The organism is Capnocytophaga sp. oral taxon 878 (assembly GCF_002999135.1).
In the GTDB taxonomy this organism is placed as follows: Bacteria; Bacteroidota; Bacteroidia; order Flavobacteriales; family Flavobacteriaceae; genus Capnocytophaga.
In genome coordinates this window covers 2000001-2018119 of record NZ_CP027229.1, presented here as the reverse complement: position 1 = coordinate 2018119, position 18119 = coordinate 2000001, and the positions used below count along the sequence as shown (strand labels likewise).

The following is an 18119-nucleotide window of genomic DNA, read 5'->3' as shown; positions in this document are numbered from 1 at the left end:
TTTCTGTTTCAGGCGGCAAAGATACAAATAATTTGCAAATTAGCAAATAACTGTATTACACCCACTTGCAAACTTTATCAATCAGTTTCCTTCGTTATTTATGAAAAATTGCTTTGTACAAATCATTGCCATTAGCGTATAATAATAGCGAAATAAGAATCACAAACCCTACCATTTGGGCGTATTCCAATACCTTTTCGCTTGGTTTTCTACCCGTAATCATCTCATAGAGCAGGAATACCACGTGTCCACCATCCAAAGCCGGTATAGGCAATATGTTCATAAATGCCAATACTATTGATAAGAATGCTGTAATATGCCAAAACTCCAACCAGCTCCATTGCTCTGGGAACAAACTACCTATAGCCCCAAAGCCTCCTAATTCACTAGCTCCTTTCTTTGTGAATACAAATTTAAACTGCGAAATATAATCGTGAAGTACCCAATAGCCATAAGCCACACCGTGGCTAAAAGCCTCTCCTAAGCTATAACTACGATGATTCAGTTTTATAGGATTTTCACTCTGTGGGGCTACTACGTTTAGCTTCTTATCCTCTCCTAAAGTCATTTTCACTTCCATAGGTTCCCCATTGCGTTCTATCATCACACTCACAGGCGTGTTTTCAGGTGCCATAGTAAGGGCAGGAGGTATGTCCGAAAAATAGTAAATAGGTTCACCCCCTATGCTCACTATTCTATCGCCTTTTTGTAAGCCTGCGTTAGCAGCAGCACCTTTAGCAATTACAGTGTCTATAATAGCCGGTATCTTTACACTCAGCGGACTTCTCTCTCCTCTTACAAATAGGGTCTTCCCAATGCTATCAGGTAATGATAAGCTTCTTTCAGTACCATCAGCACCACGTACAGTAAGTTGTTGGGCATCACGTAGCAAAATATGTTTATTAGCATCTAATGCGCTTTCCAAAGGCTTTCCATTAATGGCAATTACCACATCACCATTCTCAAAACCATAAGTACGCATAGTACGGCTCACCGCAAAACCTCCTTCTATACCTTCTGGTTTAGCATATCTTTGTCCCCATACAAAAAGTATCATAGTATAGATAAGGAATCCCAATAGTAAGTTCACCGTTACCCCGCCTATCATTATAATAAGGCGTTGCCAAGCCGGCTTAGAGCGGAACTCCCACGGTTGTGGTGGTTGTGCCATTTGCTCTTTATCCATACTCTCATCAATCATTCCGGCAATCTTCACATAGCCACCAAGGGGTAACCATCCTATGCCATATACTGTTTCTCCTATTTTCTTCTTGAAAAGAGCAAACTTTACATCAAAAAATAAGAAAAACTTCTCTACCCGCGTCTTAAAAAGTTTTGCCGGTATAAAATGTCCTAACTCGTGTAGAACAACCAAAATTGATAAACTCAGTATCAACTGAGCTGCTTTTATTAAAAATACTTCCATTCAAATAATAATATGTCAATTAAGAATTAACCCCTTTATTTGCCAGCTGTCCGCAGGCTGCGTCTATATCCTTCCCTCGTGAGTGTCTTATGGTTACTGTAATACCTGCTGCTTCCAGCATTGTTTGGTATAGTTCCAAAGCCTTAGGGTCGGCTTGTTTAAATTCCCCATCATCTATAGGGTTATATTCTATCAAATTTACTTTACTGGGGGCAAATCTACAGAATTTAATAAGTGCCTCCACATCTTTCTTCTGGTCATTAATATCCTTCCACACCACATATTCGTAGGTAATACGGTTTTTAGTCTTTTGGTACCAGTACGCCAATGCTTCTCGCAACTCTTCTAGTGGGAACTGCTCATTAAAAGGCATAATCCCTGTCCGTACACTACTTATGGCCGAGTGCAAAGATACTGCCAGCTTAAACTTCACCTCATCATCAGCCATCTTTCTTATCAGTTTCGGAATCCCCGAAGTCGATACCGTAATCCTCTTTGCCGACATCCCCAAACCTTCCTCCGAAGTGATTTTATCTATAGCCTTCATCACATTATTGTAGTTCATCAATGGTTCTCCCATACCCATAAATACAATGTTGCTTAAAGGTCTGCCAAAGAAAGTCCTACTCTGTTCATCTATCACCTTCACTTGGTCAAAAATCTCATCAGGTAATAAGTTACGCATCCGCTTTAACCGTGCCGTAGCGCAGAATGAGCAATTCAAGCTACACCCCACTTGGCTTGATACGCAAGCTGTAGTACGTGTATCAGTCGGTATCAGTACCGATTCTACCAGCAAGCCATCGTGCAGTCGTACAGCATTTTTAATAGTACCATCACTACTGCGCTGCATCACATCTACCTTTATATGGTTTATGCTGAAATGTGCTGCCAGCATCTCCCTTGTAGCCTTCGGCAGTGAAGTCATAGCTTCAAAAGTATGAGCTCCTTTTTGCCATAACCATTCATACACTTGGTTACCTCTAAAAGCCTTATCTCCTACACCTTCAAAAAAAGTTCGCAGTTCTTCCTTGCTCAAAGCACGTATGTCGCGCCGTGTGTTATTCATATTTTGTTACTTCCTTTTCATTACCATTTTGGTAAGTAATCTCTTTTATTACCTTACCAGCATCCGAGTAGAATTTCCATACCCCTTCTCGCTCATTTCTCTGATAATTACCTTCAGCGTAGATATTGCCCGAAATGTAGTACTCCTTAGAAGCCCCCTCGCGTCTACCTTCTTTGTAATTAACTTCCTTTTCCAAAATACCTTTTGCCGAGTAGTATTTCCAAAGCCCATCCTCATAGTCCTTCAAATAAGCTCCTTCCCGCATAGTACGTCCTTTTTCATCGTATAGTACGTATTTTCCTTCTCGGTTATTATTTTTAAAGTAGCTTTCTTCTTTCAGCTTACCATTATCATAGTATTTTTTGCTATGGGCAGGGTAATCATTCTCATAAGTACTATCTTCCATTAGCAATCCTAAGTCCGAATAGCGTTTGTAAGCCCCGTGCATTTTATCGCCTTTAAAGGTTGTAACATCTCTCAGCTTCCCATTATCGTGATAGCGTTCCCTTACCGAAGTCCCATCAGCCTTATATTCTTGTTTAGAGCGCATAGTTCCATCGCTAAGTTTGCTTTCCCATTTGCCAGTAGGCTTATTATCTTTATAGTATTCAGTAGTTTCTTCCCTAATCCCGCTACGCCTATCCCACGATCTGGAAAACCACTGCTTACCATCTTTTTTACCCATTTTATAATGTTCTAAGGCGATGAGTTTACCTTTGTCATCAAACTCTTTCCATTCGCCATCAGGTATATCACTCTTATAAAAACGTTGTTTATAAACCTTCCCTTCCGAGTATTCCACATATTTCCCATCCAGCTGCCCGTTTTTATAGTTACACTCTTCCCAAGGCTCGCCATTACGTCCGTATTTGCGGTAATATCCGTTATAGTCACCATTTTCCAGTACAGCTTCTACTTTCACTTGTCCGTTAGGGTAGTATTCTTTACCCACCCCACTTAGCACACCATTTTTATAGGGTTTTTCTACAAATAGTTTGCCATCGCGGTCATAATGTTTGCTTATCCCATTAAGTTTACCATTTACAAATGATGCTTCGTAATATTCCCCCTTAGTGCCTTTAGCAATTTTGTAATCACCATTCAGCGGCTTGTTATCAGTGTAAAGAGTAAATACACTTTCACTGCCAAATTTCTTTTCTTGTACATCGCTTTCCGAGAGTAGTTCCTGTGCCCAAACTCCTTGCGAAAGCGCCAACATACTAATGATGAGGTATTTCATATATAGCTATTATTAGTTTGAAAGTGCAAAGATACAAAATAATTATCAAATAACAATTAGTATTCATTAATTAGTCCCACTTATTAACCACCAACCAACCATCCCCACCCATTCCCCCTTTTTTCTCCCTCTATCTTCTCTCTTCCCTAAATTGCGAATTCTTCAAAAAACACCCATCCCCTCTCTCTTACCTCTTACCTCTTATCTTTTACCTGATAATCAGTTCATTCCGCTCTCGCCCTCCCCCCACCCACACCCCAGTTATCCCCTAAGATGAACGAAGGATAAACGAACTATAAACGAACTGTAAACGAAGTATAAACCTTACTTTACTGTTTCTCAAGCGCTTAACTTTTCTCCTCTCTCTTTGTCAAATTCGCCGCAAAATACCCCAATCTTTGCATTATTCTCAAAAATTCTCCAATTTCATTTCATTTTCATCAAATTCCCTAACCCCAAAACTCCTAACAAATACTAAAGTAACACATATACTCACTTTGTCCTTTGCTCTTTCTTGTCATTATTTTTAAGCATTTCTCGGCTGATGTTAGGCTTTAATATATTGATTGTTAAAAAGTTGTAATTTTTAGCAGAAAGGAACCGGTGGTAAGAAGATATCAGTAGGGTAGGTCAGCGGGAAGCCTTTCCTTCCTGCCAATCACAAAATACTAATTTGTGTATTGCCAATTATTTTGTACTTTTGCCCAAAAATTACGGAAGCACTAAAAAGCTGATTTGCGAATCTACTTTATGGAAAATATTCAAACAATAAAACAACGCTTCGGCATCATCGGTAACGACCCTAAGCTAAACCGCGCTATCGAGAAAGCTACCCAAGTAGCCCCTACCGATATCTCCGTACTCATCACCGGAGAAAGTGGCGTCGGTAAAGAAGCAATACCCAAAATAATACACTCCCTATCCCTCCGCAAGCACGGCAAATATATAGCCGTCAACTGCGGTGCCATCCCCGAAGGTACTATCGATTCCGAACTTTTCGGCCACGAAAAAGGGGCTTTTACAGGCGCTACCGCTACCCGTAGCGGCTATTTTGAAGAAGCCGATGGCGGCACTATTTTCCTCGACGAAGTAGGTGAACTACCCCTCACCACACAAGTCCGATTGCTCCGTGTGCTCGAAAATGGCGAGTTTATCAAAGTAGGCTCATCAATAGTGCAGAAAACCAATGTGCGCATAGTTGCCGCCACCAATGTCAATATGCAAGAGGCAATTAAAAAAGGACGATTCCGTGAAGACCTCTATTACCGCCTTAGTACTGTCGAAATACACCTACCTCCTCTGCGCGAACGCAAAGAAGATATACACTTGCTATTCCGAAAATTCGCCTCCGATTTTGCCCAAAAATACAAAATGCCACCAGTAAGGCTTACCGACGATGCCGTGCAAATGCTCACAACCTACCGGTGGAATGGTAACATACGCCAATTACGCAACGTAGCCGAACAAATATCCGTACTGGAACAAAAACGCGATATCAATGCATCTATACTCCACAGCTACTTACCTCACGAAGGGGCGAACCTCCCCTCAGTAGTGCCACAAGCCTCACGTAACGATACCGATTTTGCCAACGAGCGCGAAATCCTCTATAAGGTGCTTTTTGATATGAAAAACGACCTGAACGATCTTAAAAAACTCACTCTTGAGCTGCTTGAAAATGGTAACTCTCCACAAGTGCAGCAAGACAATCAGGTACTCATACACCGCATCTATGGCAATGATAATAACAGCCGGCTATACCCCGAACCTACCATTGTCAAAGAGCCATCACCTATTAATATCGATTATGATTATGTAGATGAAGCTACCGAAGAAGAACGCTTTTCACTCCAAGAACAAGAGAAAGAAATGATAGTCAAATCCCTCAGCCGTAATGAGGGCAAACGCAAGGAAGCAGCCAAATCTCTTGGTATTTCCGAGCGCACTTTGTACCGAAAAATAAAACAATACAATTTAGAAGGATAAATGAAATCATATAAAATAGGCATCATAGGGCTGGGGTATGTAGGCTTCCCCTTGGCTTGCCTCTTTGCCAAAAAATACCCAACAGTAGGGTTCGACCCTTATACCGAACGCGTTGCCCAGCTTAATGCCGGTATTGATACTACTGCCGAAATAGATACCCACACCCTCCAAAACCGTTTAGCTACTCACCTCCACTGCACCACCAATGCCCAAGAGCTCAGTAGCTGCAATGTCTATATTATAGCAGTCCCTACCCCTATTGATTTGTATCAGCAACCCGATCTCACTGCCTTGCGCACTGCCAGCCATACAGTAGCCACATTGCTTAAAAAAGGAGATATTGTCATTTATGAATCTACCGTTTATCCAGGCGTTACACAAGAGGTGTGTGTACCTATTTTAGAAGAAATATCAAGCCTTACCTATAATACAGATTTCTTTGTAGGCTATTCGCCCGAGCGTATTAACCCTGGCGACAAAAACCACAAGGTCGAGAATATATGCAAAATAACATCAGGCTCCACCCCCGCCATTGCTGCCGAAATAGATGCGCTTTATAACTCGGTACTTACCGGTGGTACTTATCCTGCCCCCAGCATCAAAGTAGCCGAAATGGCAAAAGTTATTGAAAATGCCCAGCGCGATGTGAATATCGGCTTTATGAACGAGATAGCCAAAATCTGCAATCTCCTTAATATCGATACCAATGCCGTTATCGATGCCGCTAGCAGCAAATGGAACTTCTTGCCCTTCCGCCCAGGTTTGGTAGGAGGTCATTGCATAGGTGTCGATCCCTATTACCTCATACAAAAAGCCAAGCTACACGGTCTATCACCCCGCCTAATGATGGAAGCCCGCAAAACCAATGATTCTATGGGCGGCTATGTAGCGCACCAAATCATCAGTTTGTTATGCCAACAAGGGGTAGTAGTAAAAAACAGTCGCATACTTCTTTTAGGCTTTACTTTTAAAGAAAACTGCCCCGATTTGCGCAACACCAAAGTCGTTGATATTTACCGTACGTTGGAAAACTTCACTAATAACATCACAGTGTATGATCCATTAGTAAATACCGCTCACGCCCAGCAAGAGTACGGCATCACTATCCTTACCGATAAGGACTCCCTTCCTATTAATAATGATGTTGTAGTATTATGTGTGGCACATACCCAGCTCCTTCAGCTCACCCTTACCAACTACTTAGCCCCTCAAGGTATCATTTATGATGTTAAAGGCAAACTTCCAATTACACCTACCACCTATCGGTTGTAATATAAAAACAAAGAGCGTGTAGCTTTTAAGGCTACACGCTCTTTTTAGAACAATATAAATATAATAGCGATTTTCTTTAAAATACTTCTTGGAAAAGAACTTCCTTATCTGTTTTATTTACAGTAATAATCTCAGAAGATTGTGCTGTATACCCTAAATCTTTACCTTCATCCAGAGTGTACTTCACCAATATACCATTAGTAAGGGTAGTTTCCAAAGCCTTAATACGAATAGTTACTTCTTTGTTGCTTGCAGGAGCTACAATAGCCAGTACAGTTTGTTTGCCAAAGTCAATAGCGGTAGGTCTGCTGCTCATAGTAGTAGCCATACCAAATACTCGGTCAAAATCCGCTTTATTGTCAATCTTTAAAGTCTCAACTTTGGTATTTTGAAAGGTATTATTTACAAAGTAGTTCTCAGCTTTGTTGTAAGCTACAGCATTCTTGCTATTACCACAACTGCTAAGCATAGCTACTGCTACCACTGCCAAAAGTATTCTCTTCATATTATTTCCTTTTAGGACATATATACAGTCTCAAAAACTGTGCCAACTAAGGTTTTACTACTACCGGCGACTCGTGTGCCAAATTAATATTCCCCGAAGTAATAATTGTATCTCCTTCTTTTAGGGTTTCACTCGTAATGGTATATTCTGTACCATTCTCCAAGCCTGTTTCTACATAATGCCAATATGCCTTACCATTGTTTAGGGCAAATACTACCTTCCGGTTAGTGCGCAGTACCACTGCTTGTTTAGGCACTACCCATTGTTTTTCTACTTCTCGGAAGATGCTTACTCTCACGCTCATCCCCTCTACCATTTGCGGGTGATAACTCACCGATGCTTTTAGCTGCACCATCCCATTACTATCCACCCAAGGATTAATTTCTGTAATCTTACCTTGCATTTTCGCATCAGGTATTGAAAAAGGCATAACCTTCACAGCATCACCTATATGTACTAAGCCTAATTCGCTTTCCATTATCGGGAATACCACTTCAGTGCTTTGCAAGTTTACCACATTGCAAAAAGGGGCATTAGTATTAGGGTAAGCATTTGCCTTGCTGTTTAGGTTAGCTATAGTACCGGCTATAGGCGTTTTAAGGGTAGCATTTTGATAGTCAAACAGTGCCAATTCATAATTGCTTTTAGCACGATTATAGCCACTTTTTACCTTTAGTAATTCAAAAGTAGCCGCAGGTATATTAGCCGAATCCTTTATCTTAAACCCTTGTGATATAAGTGCATCTTGAAGGTCTAATCTACTGCGTTTTAGCTCGTCAGTAGCTTGTTGCAGTTTATTTTGAAAAGAGAACAGTTCCAAAGTTGCTATAGTTTGTCCTGCTGTCACTTTATCACCGTTTTTTACATATATACGTGCTATCTTCTCATTAGCTTTAAACTGTAATGCTACCGATTGTCCTGCCTGTAGTTTCCCATTGCTCACCAGTTCGTGTGTGAATATCTTAGGTTGCAAAGGCATCACTGTTACTTCAGCAGTAGTTTCAGGCAATAGCTGTTGTACTTCTTCAGTTTCCGCTTCTTTATTTTCTTTACTTCCTGTTCCGCATGACAGCAATATCGTACCCATTGCTATCCAACCCCAATAATAAATCTTCATATAGTTAATTCTTAATTGTTAATCGTCTCAAAATCGTAGTTATTACAAATCCCATTAGTGAAGGCAACACCCATTCCAGCTGATACTCGCTCAGAGGCAACCATCGTCTAAACTCGTACAAGGCACCTAGGGGCAGTCCCAATTGTTCTGCTATCCCTATCCCCGATACCACAGCCGTAACTGCAATACTTACCATATAGGCAGTCCTATAACGCACAAAGTTACTAAATATCAGCTCATATAATATAATGGTGAATACAATAGGGTACAAAAATAGCAGTATCAGTTCTGCATAGTCAATAATGGCATCTACGCTATTGTTAGAAAGCACCACCGATACTACTGTACACAGCACCACGCCTACTTTATAGCTTATCCTCCCTCTACTGTATTCTTCTAGGAAGTCACCCACTGCCGAGGTCAAAGCAATTGCCGTCGTAAGGCACGCAAATCCTATAGCCACCGCTATAGCCATAGTACCCCAATGTCCCAATACCGAGTGTGATATATGCAAAAGCAATTCCGTCCGTTGCACCTTCTCTTCTAGCGCATACCCCGATGTAGCTCCCAAGTAAATAAGCCCCCCATAAATAAAAAGCAAGCACAAAGTAGATACCACTCCAGCCCACAGCGTAATATGAGAGCGTTCTTCAGCACTCTTATAACCACTGTTAATAACAGCACCAATCACAATACCCGCAAAAATCACCGACGCCAGTACATCCATAGTCTGGTACCCTTCAGTGAATCCCATCACAAAACTACCCTTAGCCATCAAAGCCGTCGTATGCACCTCTTCCACCGGCATAACTACCCCCAAAATGATAAGAAGTAACAGCACAAACAGCAAAAAAGGTGTCAAAAACCGCCCTATAATAGCCACTATCTTCGCTTTTGAAATAGAAAGAACCAAAACCACCCCAAAAAACAACAAAGAAAATACTACTTTACTGAAATTAGGTAGCAAAGGCACTATCCCCACCTCAAAAGTAGTAGCCCCCGTACGCGGAATAGCAATTAGCGGACCAATACAAAGAATAATTACCAGAGTAAGCAGTTTTATCAGTACACTACTTATATTTTTACTTAGGTCAGTGAAGTGCGTTCCCACTTTAGCCACCATAAGCACACCCAAAAAAGGAGCAATGATAGCCGTAATAAAGAACCCCAACAGTGCCGAACCCCAGTGTTCACCCGCTTGCAAGCCTATAAAAGGCGGCAATATAAGGTTCCCCGCTCCAAAAAACATAGCAAACAGAGCAAAGCCTACAGTAGTGATTGTCAGCCACTTATTCTTATTATTATCCATATCTATATCCTAAAAATGCTAAACGATGAGGCAAAGTTACAAATAAAAAACCAACAAAACAATTTTTTTAACAATCTCCTTCCTCCCAACCATCTCCCCGCCACCCCCCAACCTGAACGAACGAATAACGAAGGATAAACGAACTATAAACGAAGGATAGTCACCGAGCTGCCACAGCTCAGTATGTCCCGAAAGATAGTTGCTCATCTCCCCCAACCAAATATATTGCAAAAAACACTCAAATAACCTCACACCCCTAAAATCTAAAAAACGACTCCTTATTTATTGTTATTCCAAATAATTTCACTATCTTTGCCCCCGAATTTAGTGATAAAAATGAAAAAACTCTTATATATCAGTCTTTTAGCTCCTATAGCTGCTATAGCACAACAGCCCAAAGACTCCATTACTCAATTAGAAGAAGTCGTAGTCAAAGCCGAAGCTCCTATCAAAAGAATACAAAAAGCAGCTTATAACGTAGTCGCTATCGAGGCTCAGTCTCTACAAGCTGTCAATAGTAATGCTGCCGATATACTTTCTCGTGTTTCAGGTGTCAAAATGCGCGAAACCGGTGGGGTAGGGGCAGAGGCTCATATCAATCTCAATGGCTTTACAGGCCGGCACGTACGCACCTTTATTGATGGCGTCCCTATGAACGGCGCCAATGCCTCTTTCCGCATTAATAACATCCCAGCCGAAATGATTGAGCGCATCGAAATTTACAAGGGTGTGGTTCCTATCACCTTTGGTGCCGATGCTCTCGGGGGGGCTGTCAATATTGTTACCCGCCGTAGTAAGCGCAATTATGCCAATCTATCCTACACTTTTGGCTCTTTCAATACCCACAAAAGTACCTTGCGTATAGGGCAACGACTCACTGATAATATTTCACTCGAGCTGAATGCCTACCAAAACTACTCCGATAATAATTACAATGTATTTACCAAATACCTCGATGTACATACAGGTGTCTTCTCAAAAGAACCTCGCTGGTTTACCCGCTTTCACGACCGCTATCATAACGAAGCCCTAATAGGTCGTGTAAATATATTCAATGAAAAATGGGCAGATAAACTCTCCTTTGGGCTCAATTACAACCAAGAATACAAGCAAATACAGAATGCCAACCTAATGCAGATAGTCTTCGGGGGCAAATACCGCACCTCTCACACCTATTCCTCTTCTATGGAATACGAAAAGAAGAATATCATTAGGGGGCTCTCTTTCGCTCTTACCGCTCGCTATGACCTTACCACTACCCGCAATACCGACGAAGAGCCTCGCCAATACGCTTGGGATGGCACCTACCGTACCAAAGCCACCAAAGGCGAAGTACAGCATCTCCTTCAAACTTTTGAGGGCAAAACAGGCTATATTACCTCGTATATTGATTATATGCCTGCCCCCGAGCACCTTTTCCAGCTCAGCAATACCTATAGCCATTATAAGCGCACCACTACCGATAATGTAGTATCACTTGCCACTACAGCAGCCGATTTTATGCGTCGGGTAAATCAGAAAAACATAGTAGGTTTATCCTACAAATTTGCTCCCAATAACCTTTGGAATATGTTAGCTTTTGCTAAATACTACACCACCAAAGTAACTGGGCCTGTACAAATAGCTGGCAATGCAAGCAATGCTGTATACCAAGAGCAAAGTCGCTATAGCAGTACTACAGGCTATGGGCTTGCTACTACCTACCAGCTACTGAACCCTCTGCAAGTCAAATTGTCGTATGAAAAAACCTTCCGCTTGCCTACCGAGCGCGAACTCTTTGGCGATGGCGACCTCGAGCAAGGCGACCAACAGCTCAAACCCGAAAACAGCCACAATATCAATTTTAACCTTTCCTACCAACCCATAGCCGATAACCATTCTTTCCTTATCGAAGCTGGCTTAGCCTACCGTAATATCACCGATTATATCATCAGGGGGATTAATAGTAGGGGTATTGCCGCTAGCCGCAATCACGGCAACGTACTCAATATAGGTGCCGACCTTTCAGCCCGTTATTTCTACAAGAATACCTTTGCCTTAGGCGGAAATATCACCTATATGGATATACGCAACAAAGAAAAGAAAACAGCTTTCGGGGCGAATTCTCTTACTTATAATGACCGTGTGCCCAATCTGCCTTACTTTTTTGCCAATGCCGATGCCTCTTATAATTTTAAAGGAATATTTGCTAAAAAAGACCAGTTATCACTCGCCTATAACCTACTTTATACCGATGAGTTTTACCTTACTTGGCAAAGCGAAGGAGCTAAAAACACTGTCCCCTCACAGCTCTCACATGATGTCAATCTCACTTACCAAACCTCTAATAAAAAAATAAGTATATCCGCCGAGATAAAAAACCTCACCAACCAACTCCTATACGATAACTATAGCCTCCAAAAAGCCGGTCGTGCTCTCTACGCCAAACTGTCCTACCGATTTTATTAAAGGCTAACATTTAGCAACCCCAATAGCGAAAAATTAAATATTTAAATTTATGTATATCAACAATCAAACATTCAAAAAAGGGCTAATGCTCTCTCTATTAGCAGGTAGTACTGCTTTTATATCTTGCAAAAAAGATAAAAACGAACCCGAAAACCCTCCTGTAGCCGAAAAACAATTCTTAATCGATGCTAAAGGAACCGATAAAAGTTTTGCACTCTACGTCTCTGATTTAGAAAGTGGAGAAGTCTCTATCAGTTCTAATTTTGAAGAACTGCCCGAAACAGGTTATTTTTGGTCATTTGGTCAGAATACAGCGGTTGGCTTAGCCTATAAAGGTCAGACCCCTGGTATAGGGGTATCGTACAAACGAAATGCCGATAAGTTGGAAAAAATAACCGACTTCCAAGTGCCTTCTCGTTTCACTACCTATGGTTTCTTCGACAAATATTTTGTTGTGAATGTAGGCGGACAAACACTTGCTGGCCAACAAATCAATGGCAAAGACCGCAACGATGGTGCTACCTTTATTTTCCACAACGTATCCGATTATAAAGTAGCCACCCAAACCACCATCGGCACGCTCGAAATCACCAAAGATTTAGGCAAAAACAATAAAGAAATAGCTTCTTTTTCTGGTATTTTAGACAGAGGCAATGGCGAATTCCTTTCTTCAATGATTTATTCTGAGCGCAATCAACCTCGCCCTGGCAGCGGTTCTACTACAGCTGCTATTACCAAACTCGATTCTATTTGGGTTGCTGCCTTCGATAAAAATATGAACCTAAAACGCATCTACAAAAGCGATAAATTAGGCTATTCATCAGGGCGTTTCCGTTCTCAGTACATCTCTCAATTAGGCAAAGCCGATAATGGCGATGTGTATGTATTCTCTGGTCATTTCGAAAAAGGTTCTACCAAACCAGCAGGGGCACTCCTTATTAAGAAAGACGCTACCGATTTTGATAAAGATTACTTCTTTAATATTGATCAAGTTTCAGGAGGGCATCCTTTCCGTAGTGTATTCCACATTACAGGTACTAAATTCTTGATAGAGTTCTATAATGATAAAAATATAAATACCAACTCACCAGCTGCCAAATACGCTATTGTCGATGCTGCAGCCAAAACACTTACTTGGGTAACAGGCTTGCCCGATCCTGCTAATATTACTAGTACGGTAGGGGTAATGGCAATGGGCTACAAAGGCAAATGCTACTTACCAGTAGCAGAAAAAGACAACGATGCCGCCATTTACGTAATCGACCCCTCTACAGCACAAGCCAAAAAAGGCTTAGTAGTAAAAGGAGCACAAGGCATACGCGGTATCGGAAAAATCTAATCTTGTAATAACTCAAAAAAAGCAACTAACAACTAACAAAAAATGCTTGAAGAATTAAAGTTCTTCAAGCATTTTTAATTTCTTAATTATTATATTGTTATTTGCTAATTGATAATACAGCCTTTGCTTCAGCTTCTTTCCCATTCTTCTGTAGCCACTTAGCAGTATTCTTCAGATATTTTTCTGTCGGTTTAAACTCATACCCCAGTTTTTCCGATAGTGCTTTGTATCGCTCTTTAATCACCATAGGGTTAGCTTCAATCTCGTTGCGGTCTATAAACATTTCAGCAAAAAGCATTCTAAAAAAGTCGATGTTAGCCATTATCTGCACCGTACCGTGGTTTTCATCAGGATATTCTTGAAAATAGGCTTGTAAGTGTTTGCATCCCCCCTTGCTTAATAACGATTGCAAAGCCTCAATAGTCTGATGATGCCTGCTACGTCCATTGTTGCGTACTTTTTCACCCGAATATGAAATATATAACCTTCGCCCCTTAAAGTCCTTCTCTCTATTCTCTTCAAATAGTCTCAGTCCATTATTATCCCCCCACCATAAGCTTGGGTCGTGTGCCATATATATATTAAAGTAGTCAGTATAGTTATTCAGGGCATAAGTCACCGCCAGTCCCCCCAATGAGTGTCCCACTACTATATTAAAATTGTTACACCGGTATGCATTTTTAATAGAAGGTATAACAGAAGTCGTTATTATTTTCCAGAAAGCGTCGCTATTTGTAGCGAAATCAGTTTCACGTTTAGAGGTTTCAATCCCTACTATAATCATTTCAGGCACATTAGGTATACCTTGTGATAGTTTTTCCATCAAGGTAGCAAAGTAGTTAAAATTAGCTTCAGCATCTAGCAGATATACTACAGGGTATTTTATCGGTCTTAACGAAGAGTCATAGTACGAAGGTGGTAAGTATACCAAAGCCGAACGAGTTATATCATCATCCGAAGCAATCTCAATACGCTTTCCTATACAGATAGAGTTTTGCCCCTGCATTGTAAATGTAGTTAATAACAAAAAGTAAAGTATTTTCTTCATCATTATATTTTTTTCAGACTGCAAAGATAAAAAATAATCATCAATAATCAATTAATAAGTACTTAAGCTATTTCTTCTTCAACTAAAAGCTTCTTATCTCTTACCTCTTATCTCTTATCTTTTATCTCTTATCTCTTAACTCTTATCTCTTATCTCTTACCTCTTATCTCTTACCTCTTATCTCTTACCTCTTATCTCTTATCTCTTACCTCTTATCTCTTACCTCTTATCTCTTATCTCTTATCTCTTATCTCTTACCTCTTATCTCTTACCTCTTATCTCTTACCTCTTATCTCTTATCTCTTACCTCTTATCTCTTATCTCTTATCTCTTACCTCTTATCTCTTACCTAATCCTACATTTTCCCCCGCATATTTCCCCACCAATCCCCCCTTTTCTCCCTTTCATCCTTTTTTTACGCAAAAAAACTTCACTTCTCACATCACTGACAATCAACCGTTTAACAAATAAACTCAAAAAAACTTCAAAAAAAGTCTTGAAAAAATTTGGAGAATTAAAAAAACGCCGTACCTTTGCACCCGCAAATGAGACGAAAATTAGTCTTGTAAGCGTAAGAAAACAACACGTACATTGACATAATGTTGTACAGCACAAAACAAAGATTTAAAGAATTGAGTGAAACCTGAAGTCAATAACTTGAAAGTCGGTTTAAAACATTAAAGATTTTAACGATGAAGAGTTTGATCCTGGCTCAGGATGAACGCTAGCGGCAGGCCTAACACATGCAAGTCGAGGGATAAGCCTTCGGGCTGAAACCGGCGCACGGGTGCGTAACGCGTATACAATCTGCCTTTCACTGGGGGATAGCCCGAAGAAATTTGGATTAATACCCCATAGTATAGATTCACGGCATCGTGGAACTATTAAAGCCTTGGTGGTGAAAGATGAGTATGCGTTCTATTAGCTAGTTGGAGAGGTAACGGCTCCCCAAGGCTACGATAGATAGGGGTTCTGAGAGGGATGTCCCCCACACTGGTACTGAGATACGGACCAGACTCCTACGGGAGGCAGCAGTGAGGAATATTGGACAATGGTCGGAAGACTGATCCAGCCATGCCGCGTGCAGGATGAAGGTCCTATGGATTGTAAACTGCTTTTGTAAGGGAAGAATAAGGAGTACGTGTACTTTGATGACGGTACCTTATGAATAAGCATCGGCTAACTCCGTGCCAGCAGCCGCGGTAATACGGAGGATGCAAGCGTTATCCGGAATCATTGGGTTTAAAGGGTCTGTAGGCGGGCAGATAAGTCAGAGGTGAAAGCGCTTAGCTCAACTAAGCAACTGCCTTTGAAACTGTTTGTCTTGAATGGTTGTGAAGTAGTTGGAATGTGTAGTGTAGCGGTGAAATGCTTAGATATTACACAGAACACCGATAGCGAAGGCATATTACTAACAATTAATTGACGCTGATGGACGAAAGCGTGGGGAGCGAACAGGATTAGATACCCTGGTAGTCCACGCTGTAAACGATGGATACTAGCTGTTTGGTTGTAAGGCTGAGTGGCTAAGCGAAAGTGATAAGTATCCCACCTGGGGAGTACGTTCGCAAGAATGAAACTCAAAGGAATTGACGGGGGCCCGCACAAGCGGTGGAGCATGTGGTTTAATTCGATGATACGCGAGGAACCTTACCAAGGTTTAAATGGAGACTGACAGGTGTAGAGATACGCCCTTCTTCGGACAGTTTTCAAGGTGCTGCATGGTTGTCGTCAGCTCGTGCCGTGAGGTGTCAGGTTAAGTCCTATAACGAGCGCAACCCCTGCCGATAGTTGCTAACGATTAAAGTCGAGCACTCTATTGGGACTGCCGGTGCAAACCGTGAGGAAGGTGGGGATGACGTCAAATCATCACGGCCCTTACATCTTGGGCTACACACGTGCTACAATGGTCGTTACAGAGAGCAGCCACTGCGTGAGCAGGCGCGAATCTATAAAGACGATCACAGTTCGGATCGGAGTCTGCAACTCGACTCCGTGAAGCTGGAATCGCTAGTAATCGGATATCAGCCATGATCCGGTGAATACGTTCCCGGGCCTTGTACACACCGCCCGTCAAGCCATGGAAGCTGGGGGTACCTGAAGACGGTTACCGCGAGGAGCTGTTTAGGGTAAAACTAGTGACTGGGGCTAAGTCGTAACAAGGTAGCCGTACCGGAAGGTGCGGCTGGAACACCTCCTTTCTAGAGAAACCGATGTTATGGAAAGAAGGTCATCTTTTCTTTAAATCTTGCTGTCAACAAAAAAATAAGCAGTCTCATAGCTCAGCTGGTTAGAGCGCTACACTGATAATGTAGAGGTCGGCAGTTCGAGTCTGCCTGGGACTACAATACTAAGAGCTGAAAAGGAAATTCTGGAAGCTGATGCGGGGAATTAGCTCAGCTGGCTAGAGCACCTGCCTTGCACGCAGGGGGTCAAGGGTTCGAATCCCTTATTCTCCACAACAACAGTACATTGACATATTGGGATAAAGAGCATAAGAGATCAATAAAGGATTATTGATCATCTAACGAAAAAATATTAAAAAGAATCAAAGAGAACGAGGTATTCTATTGAGAGAATCAATAGGAACTACAAGCGCGAAAAGTTATGTAAGGGCGTATGGGGGATGCCTAGGCTCTCAGAGGCGAAGAAGGACGTGATAAGCTGCGAAAAGTTGCGTGGATTGGCACATACGAATTGATACGCAAATCTCCGAATGGGGCAACCCAGTACATTGAAGATGTACTACACTGTAAAGTGAGCGAACCCGCTGAACTGAAACATCTTAGTAGGCGGAGGAGAAGAAAACAAAAGTGATTCCCAGAGTAGTGGCGAGCGAAATGGGATTAGCCCAAACCCACTTTGTTACGGCATAGTGGGGGTTGTAGGACCCAGATATAGGTTGTACTTAAGAATTAGAAGTGTTTGGAAAGGCACACCAAAGAGAGTGATAGTCTCGTATAGGTAATTGAGTATAAATCTTATGGGTATCCTGAGTAGGTCGGGGCACGTGGAACCTTGACTGAATTTGCCGGGACCATCCGGTAAGGCTAAATACTCCTGAGAGACCGATAGTGAACCAGTACCGTGAGGGAAAGGTGAAAAGAACCGTGAATAACGGAGTGAAATAGACCCTGAAACCATACGCCTACAAGCGGTCGGAGCAGCCTTAGGCTGTGACGGCGTGCCTTTTGCATAATGAGCCTACGAGTTACTGTTACCAGCGAGGATAAGTATTTCAGATATGAATCCGTAGCGAAAGCGAGTCTGAATAGGGCGAGTAATAGTTGGTAGTAGTAGACGCGAAACCTGGTGATCTACCCTTGGGCAGGTTGAAGCGCTGGTAACACAGCGTGGAGG

11 protein-coding genes, 2 tRNA genes and 2 rRNA genes (1 of these 15 only partly in view) are annotated in these 18119 nt (G+C 41.7%); 8 read left to right on the top strand and 7 right to left on the bottom strand.

From position 1 onward, the window contains the following. Positions 1-94: 94 nt before the first annotated feature. The 3 genes from rseP to C4H12_RS09040 are packed head-to-tail and all read right to left on the bottom strand — an operon-like array spanning position 95 to position 3735. Positions 95-1426 (bottom strand): RIP metalloprotease RseP, encoded by a 1332-nt coding sequence (gene rseP, locus C4H12_RS09050; protein WP_106098627.1) that lies wholly within the window; start codon positions 1424-1426, stop codon positions 95-97. A 19-nt stretch (positions 1427-1445) separates the two neighbouring features. Next, positions 1446-2495 carry a 23S rRNA (adenine(2503)-C(2))-methyltransferase RlmN gene (gene rlmN / locus C4H12_RS09045; protein ID WP_106098626.1) on the bottom strand — a complete coding sequence of 350 codons (1050 nt, stop codon included), beginning with the start codon at positions 2493-2495 and terminating at the stop codon, positions 1446-1448. Further along, complete coding sequence (locus tag C4H12_RS09040; RefSeq protein ID WP_106098625.1) at positions 2488-3735, bottom strand: toxin-antitoxin system YwqK family antitoxin; 1248 nt, start codon at positions 3733-3735, stop codon at positions 2488-2490. Before C4H12_RS09040 ends, rlmN begins: the two co-directional genes overlap by 8 nt. Positions 3736-4485: 750 nt before the next feature. Between C4H12_RS09040 and C4H12_RS09035 the strand changes: the two genes are divergently transcribed. Together C4H12_RS09035 and C4H12_RS09030 are read left to right on the top strand one after the other, a co-directional pair. Beyond that, complete coding sequence (locus C4H12_RS09035) at positions 4486-5721, top strand: sigma-54-dependent Fis family transcriptional regulator (RefSeq protein ID WP_106098624.1); 1236 nt, start codon at positions 4486-4488, stop codon at positions 5719-5721. Then, positions 5722-6993, top strand: coding sequence for a nucleotide sugar dehydrogenase (locus C4H12_RS09030; RefSeq protein ID WP_106098623.1), 1272 nt, complete (start codon positions 5722-5724; stop codon positions 6991-6993). A gap of 76 nt (positions 6994-7069) precedes the next feature. On the opposite strand, the gene C4H12_RS09025 is transcribed toward C4H12_RS09030, so the two are convergent. Genes C4H12_RS09025 through brnQ form a run of 3 tightly spaced genes read right to left on the bottom strand, consistent with a single transcriptional unit; the run spans position 7070 to position 9924 of the window. Then, the gene (locus tag C4H12_RS09025; RefSeq protein WP_106098622.1) at positions 7070-7498 is read right to left on the bottom strand and encodes a hypothetical protein; all 429 of its coding nucleotides are present in this window, start codon (positions 7496-7498) and stop codon (positions 7070-7072) included. 46 nt (positions 7499-7544) lie between these two features. Then, on the bottom strand, positions 7545-8615 hold the full coding sequence (locus C4H12_RS09020; RefSeq protein WP_106098621.1) for an efflux RND transporter periplasmic adaptor subunit: 1071 nt from the start codon (positions 8613-8615) through the stop codon (positions 7545-7547). Between the two features lie 4 nt (positions 8616-8619). Next, positions 8620-9924, bottom strand: a complete 1305-nt coding sequence (brnQ, locus tag C4H12_RS09015; protein WP_106098620.1) for a branched-chain amino acid transport system II carrier protein — start codon at positions 9922-9924, stop codon at positions 8620-8622. Between the two features lie 336 nt (positions 9925-10260). Between brnQ and C4H12_RS09010 the strand changes: the two genes are divergently transcribed. Together C4H12_RS09010 and C4H12_RS09005 are read left to right on the top strand one after the other, a co-directional pair. Continuing rightward, a complete protein-coding gene (locus C4H12_RS09010) occupies positions 10261-12372 on the top strand; it encodes a TonB-dependent receptor plug domain-containing protein (RefSeq protein ID WP_106098619.1) in 2112 nt (703 codons plus the stop codon). Between the two features lie 49 nt (positions 12373-12421). After that, a complete protein-coding gene (locus C4H12_RS09005) occupies positions 12422-13711 on the top strand; it encodes a DUF4374 domain-containing protein (protein ID WP_106098618.1) in 1290 nt (429 codons plus the stop codon). Between the two features lie 97 nt (positions 13712-13808). On the opposite strand, the gene C4H12_RS09000 is transcribed toward C4H12_RS09005, so the two are convergent. Next, positions 13809-14762: an alpha/beta hydrolase gene (locus C4H12_RS09000; RefSeq protein WP_371514460.1), complete on the bottom strand. Its 954-nt coding sequence runs from the start codon at positions 14760-14762 to the stop codon at positions 13809-13811. Between the two features lie 686 nt (positions 14763-15448). Here C4H12_RS09000 and C4H12_RS08995 point away from each other — a divergent pair. From C4H12_RS08995 to C4H12_RS08980, 4 genes are all read left to right on the top strand, one after another. After that, positions 15449-16960 (top strand): 16S ribosomal RNA (locus C4H12_RS08995). 70 nt (positions 16961-17030) lie between these two features. After that, positions 17031-17104: transfer RNA gene (locus C4H12_RS08990), tRNA-Ile, on the top strand. A gap of 40 nt (positions 17105-17144) precedes the next feature. Beyond that, positions 17145-17218, top strand: a tRNA-Ala gene (locus C4H12_RS08985). Positions 17219-17357: 139 nt separating this feature from the next. After that, a 23S ribosomal RNA gene (locus C4H12_RS08980) occupies positions 17358-18119 on the top strand; it runs 2088 nt beyond the window's last position. Together the 16S and 23S rRNA genes with 2 tRNA genes alongside form the textbook arrangement of a ribosomal RNA operon.

Excerpts from the sequence above, each read along its gene's own strand:
- rseP (WP_106098627.1), bottom strand. The coding sequence starts at position 1,426 with ATGGAAGTATTTTTAATAAAAGCAGCTCAGTTGATACTGAGTTTATCA.
- rlmN (WP_106098626.1), bottom strand. The coding sequence starts at position 2,495 with ATGAATAACACACGGCGCGACATACGTGCTTTGAGCAAGGAAGAACTG.
- C4H12_RS09040 (WP_106098625.1), bottom strand. The coding sequence starts at position 3,735 with ATGAAATACCTCATCATTAGTATGTTGGCGCTTTCGCAAGGAGTTTGG.
- C4H12_RS09035 (WP_106098624.1), top strand. The coding sequence starts at position 4,486 with ATGGAAAATATTCAAACAATAAAACAACGCTTCGGCATCATCGGTAAC.
- C4H12_RS09030 (WP_106098623.1), top strand. The coding sequence starts at position 5,722 with ATGAAATCATATAAAATAGGCATCATAGGGCTGGGGTATGTAGGCTTC.
- C4H12_RS09025 (WP_106098622.1), bottom strand. The coding sequence starts at position 7,498 with ATGAAGAGAATACTTTTGGCAGTGGTAGCAGTAGCTATGCTTAGCAGT.
- C4H12_RS09020 (WP_106098621.1), bottom strand. The coding sequence starts at position 8,615 with ATGAAGATTTATTATTGGGGTTGGATAGCAATGGGTACGATATTGCTG.
- brnQ (WP_106098620.1), bottom strand. The coding sequence starts at position 9,924 with ATGGATAATAATAAGAATAAGTGGCTGACAATCACTACTGTAGGCTTT.
- C4H12_RS09010 (WP_106098619.1), top strand. The coding sequence starts at position 10,261 with ATGAAAAAACTCTTATATATCAGTCTTTTAGCTCCTATAGCTGCTATA.
- C4H12_RS09005 (WP_106098618.1), top strand. The coding sequence starts at position 12,422 with ATGTATATCAACAATCAAACATTCAAAAAAGGGCTAATGCTCTCTCTA.
- C4H12_RS09000 (WP_371514460.1), bottom strand. The coding sequence starts at position 14,762 with ATGATGAAGAAAATACTTTACTTTTTGTTATTAACTACATTTACAATG.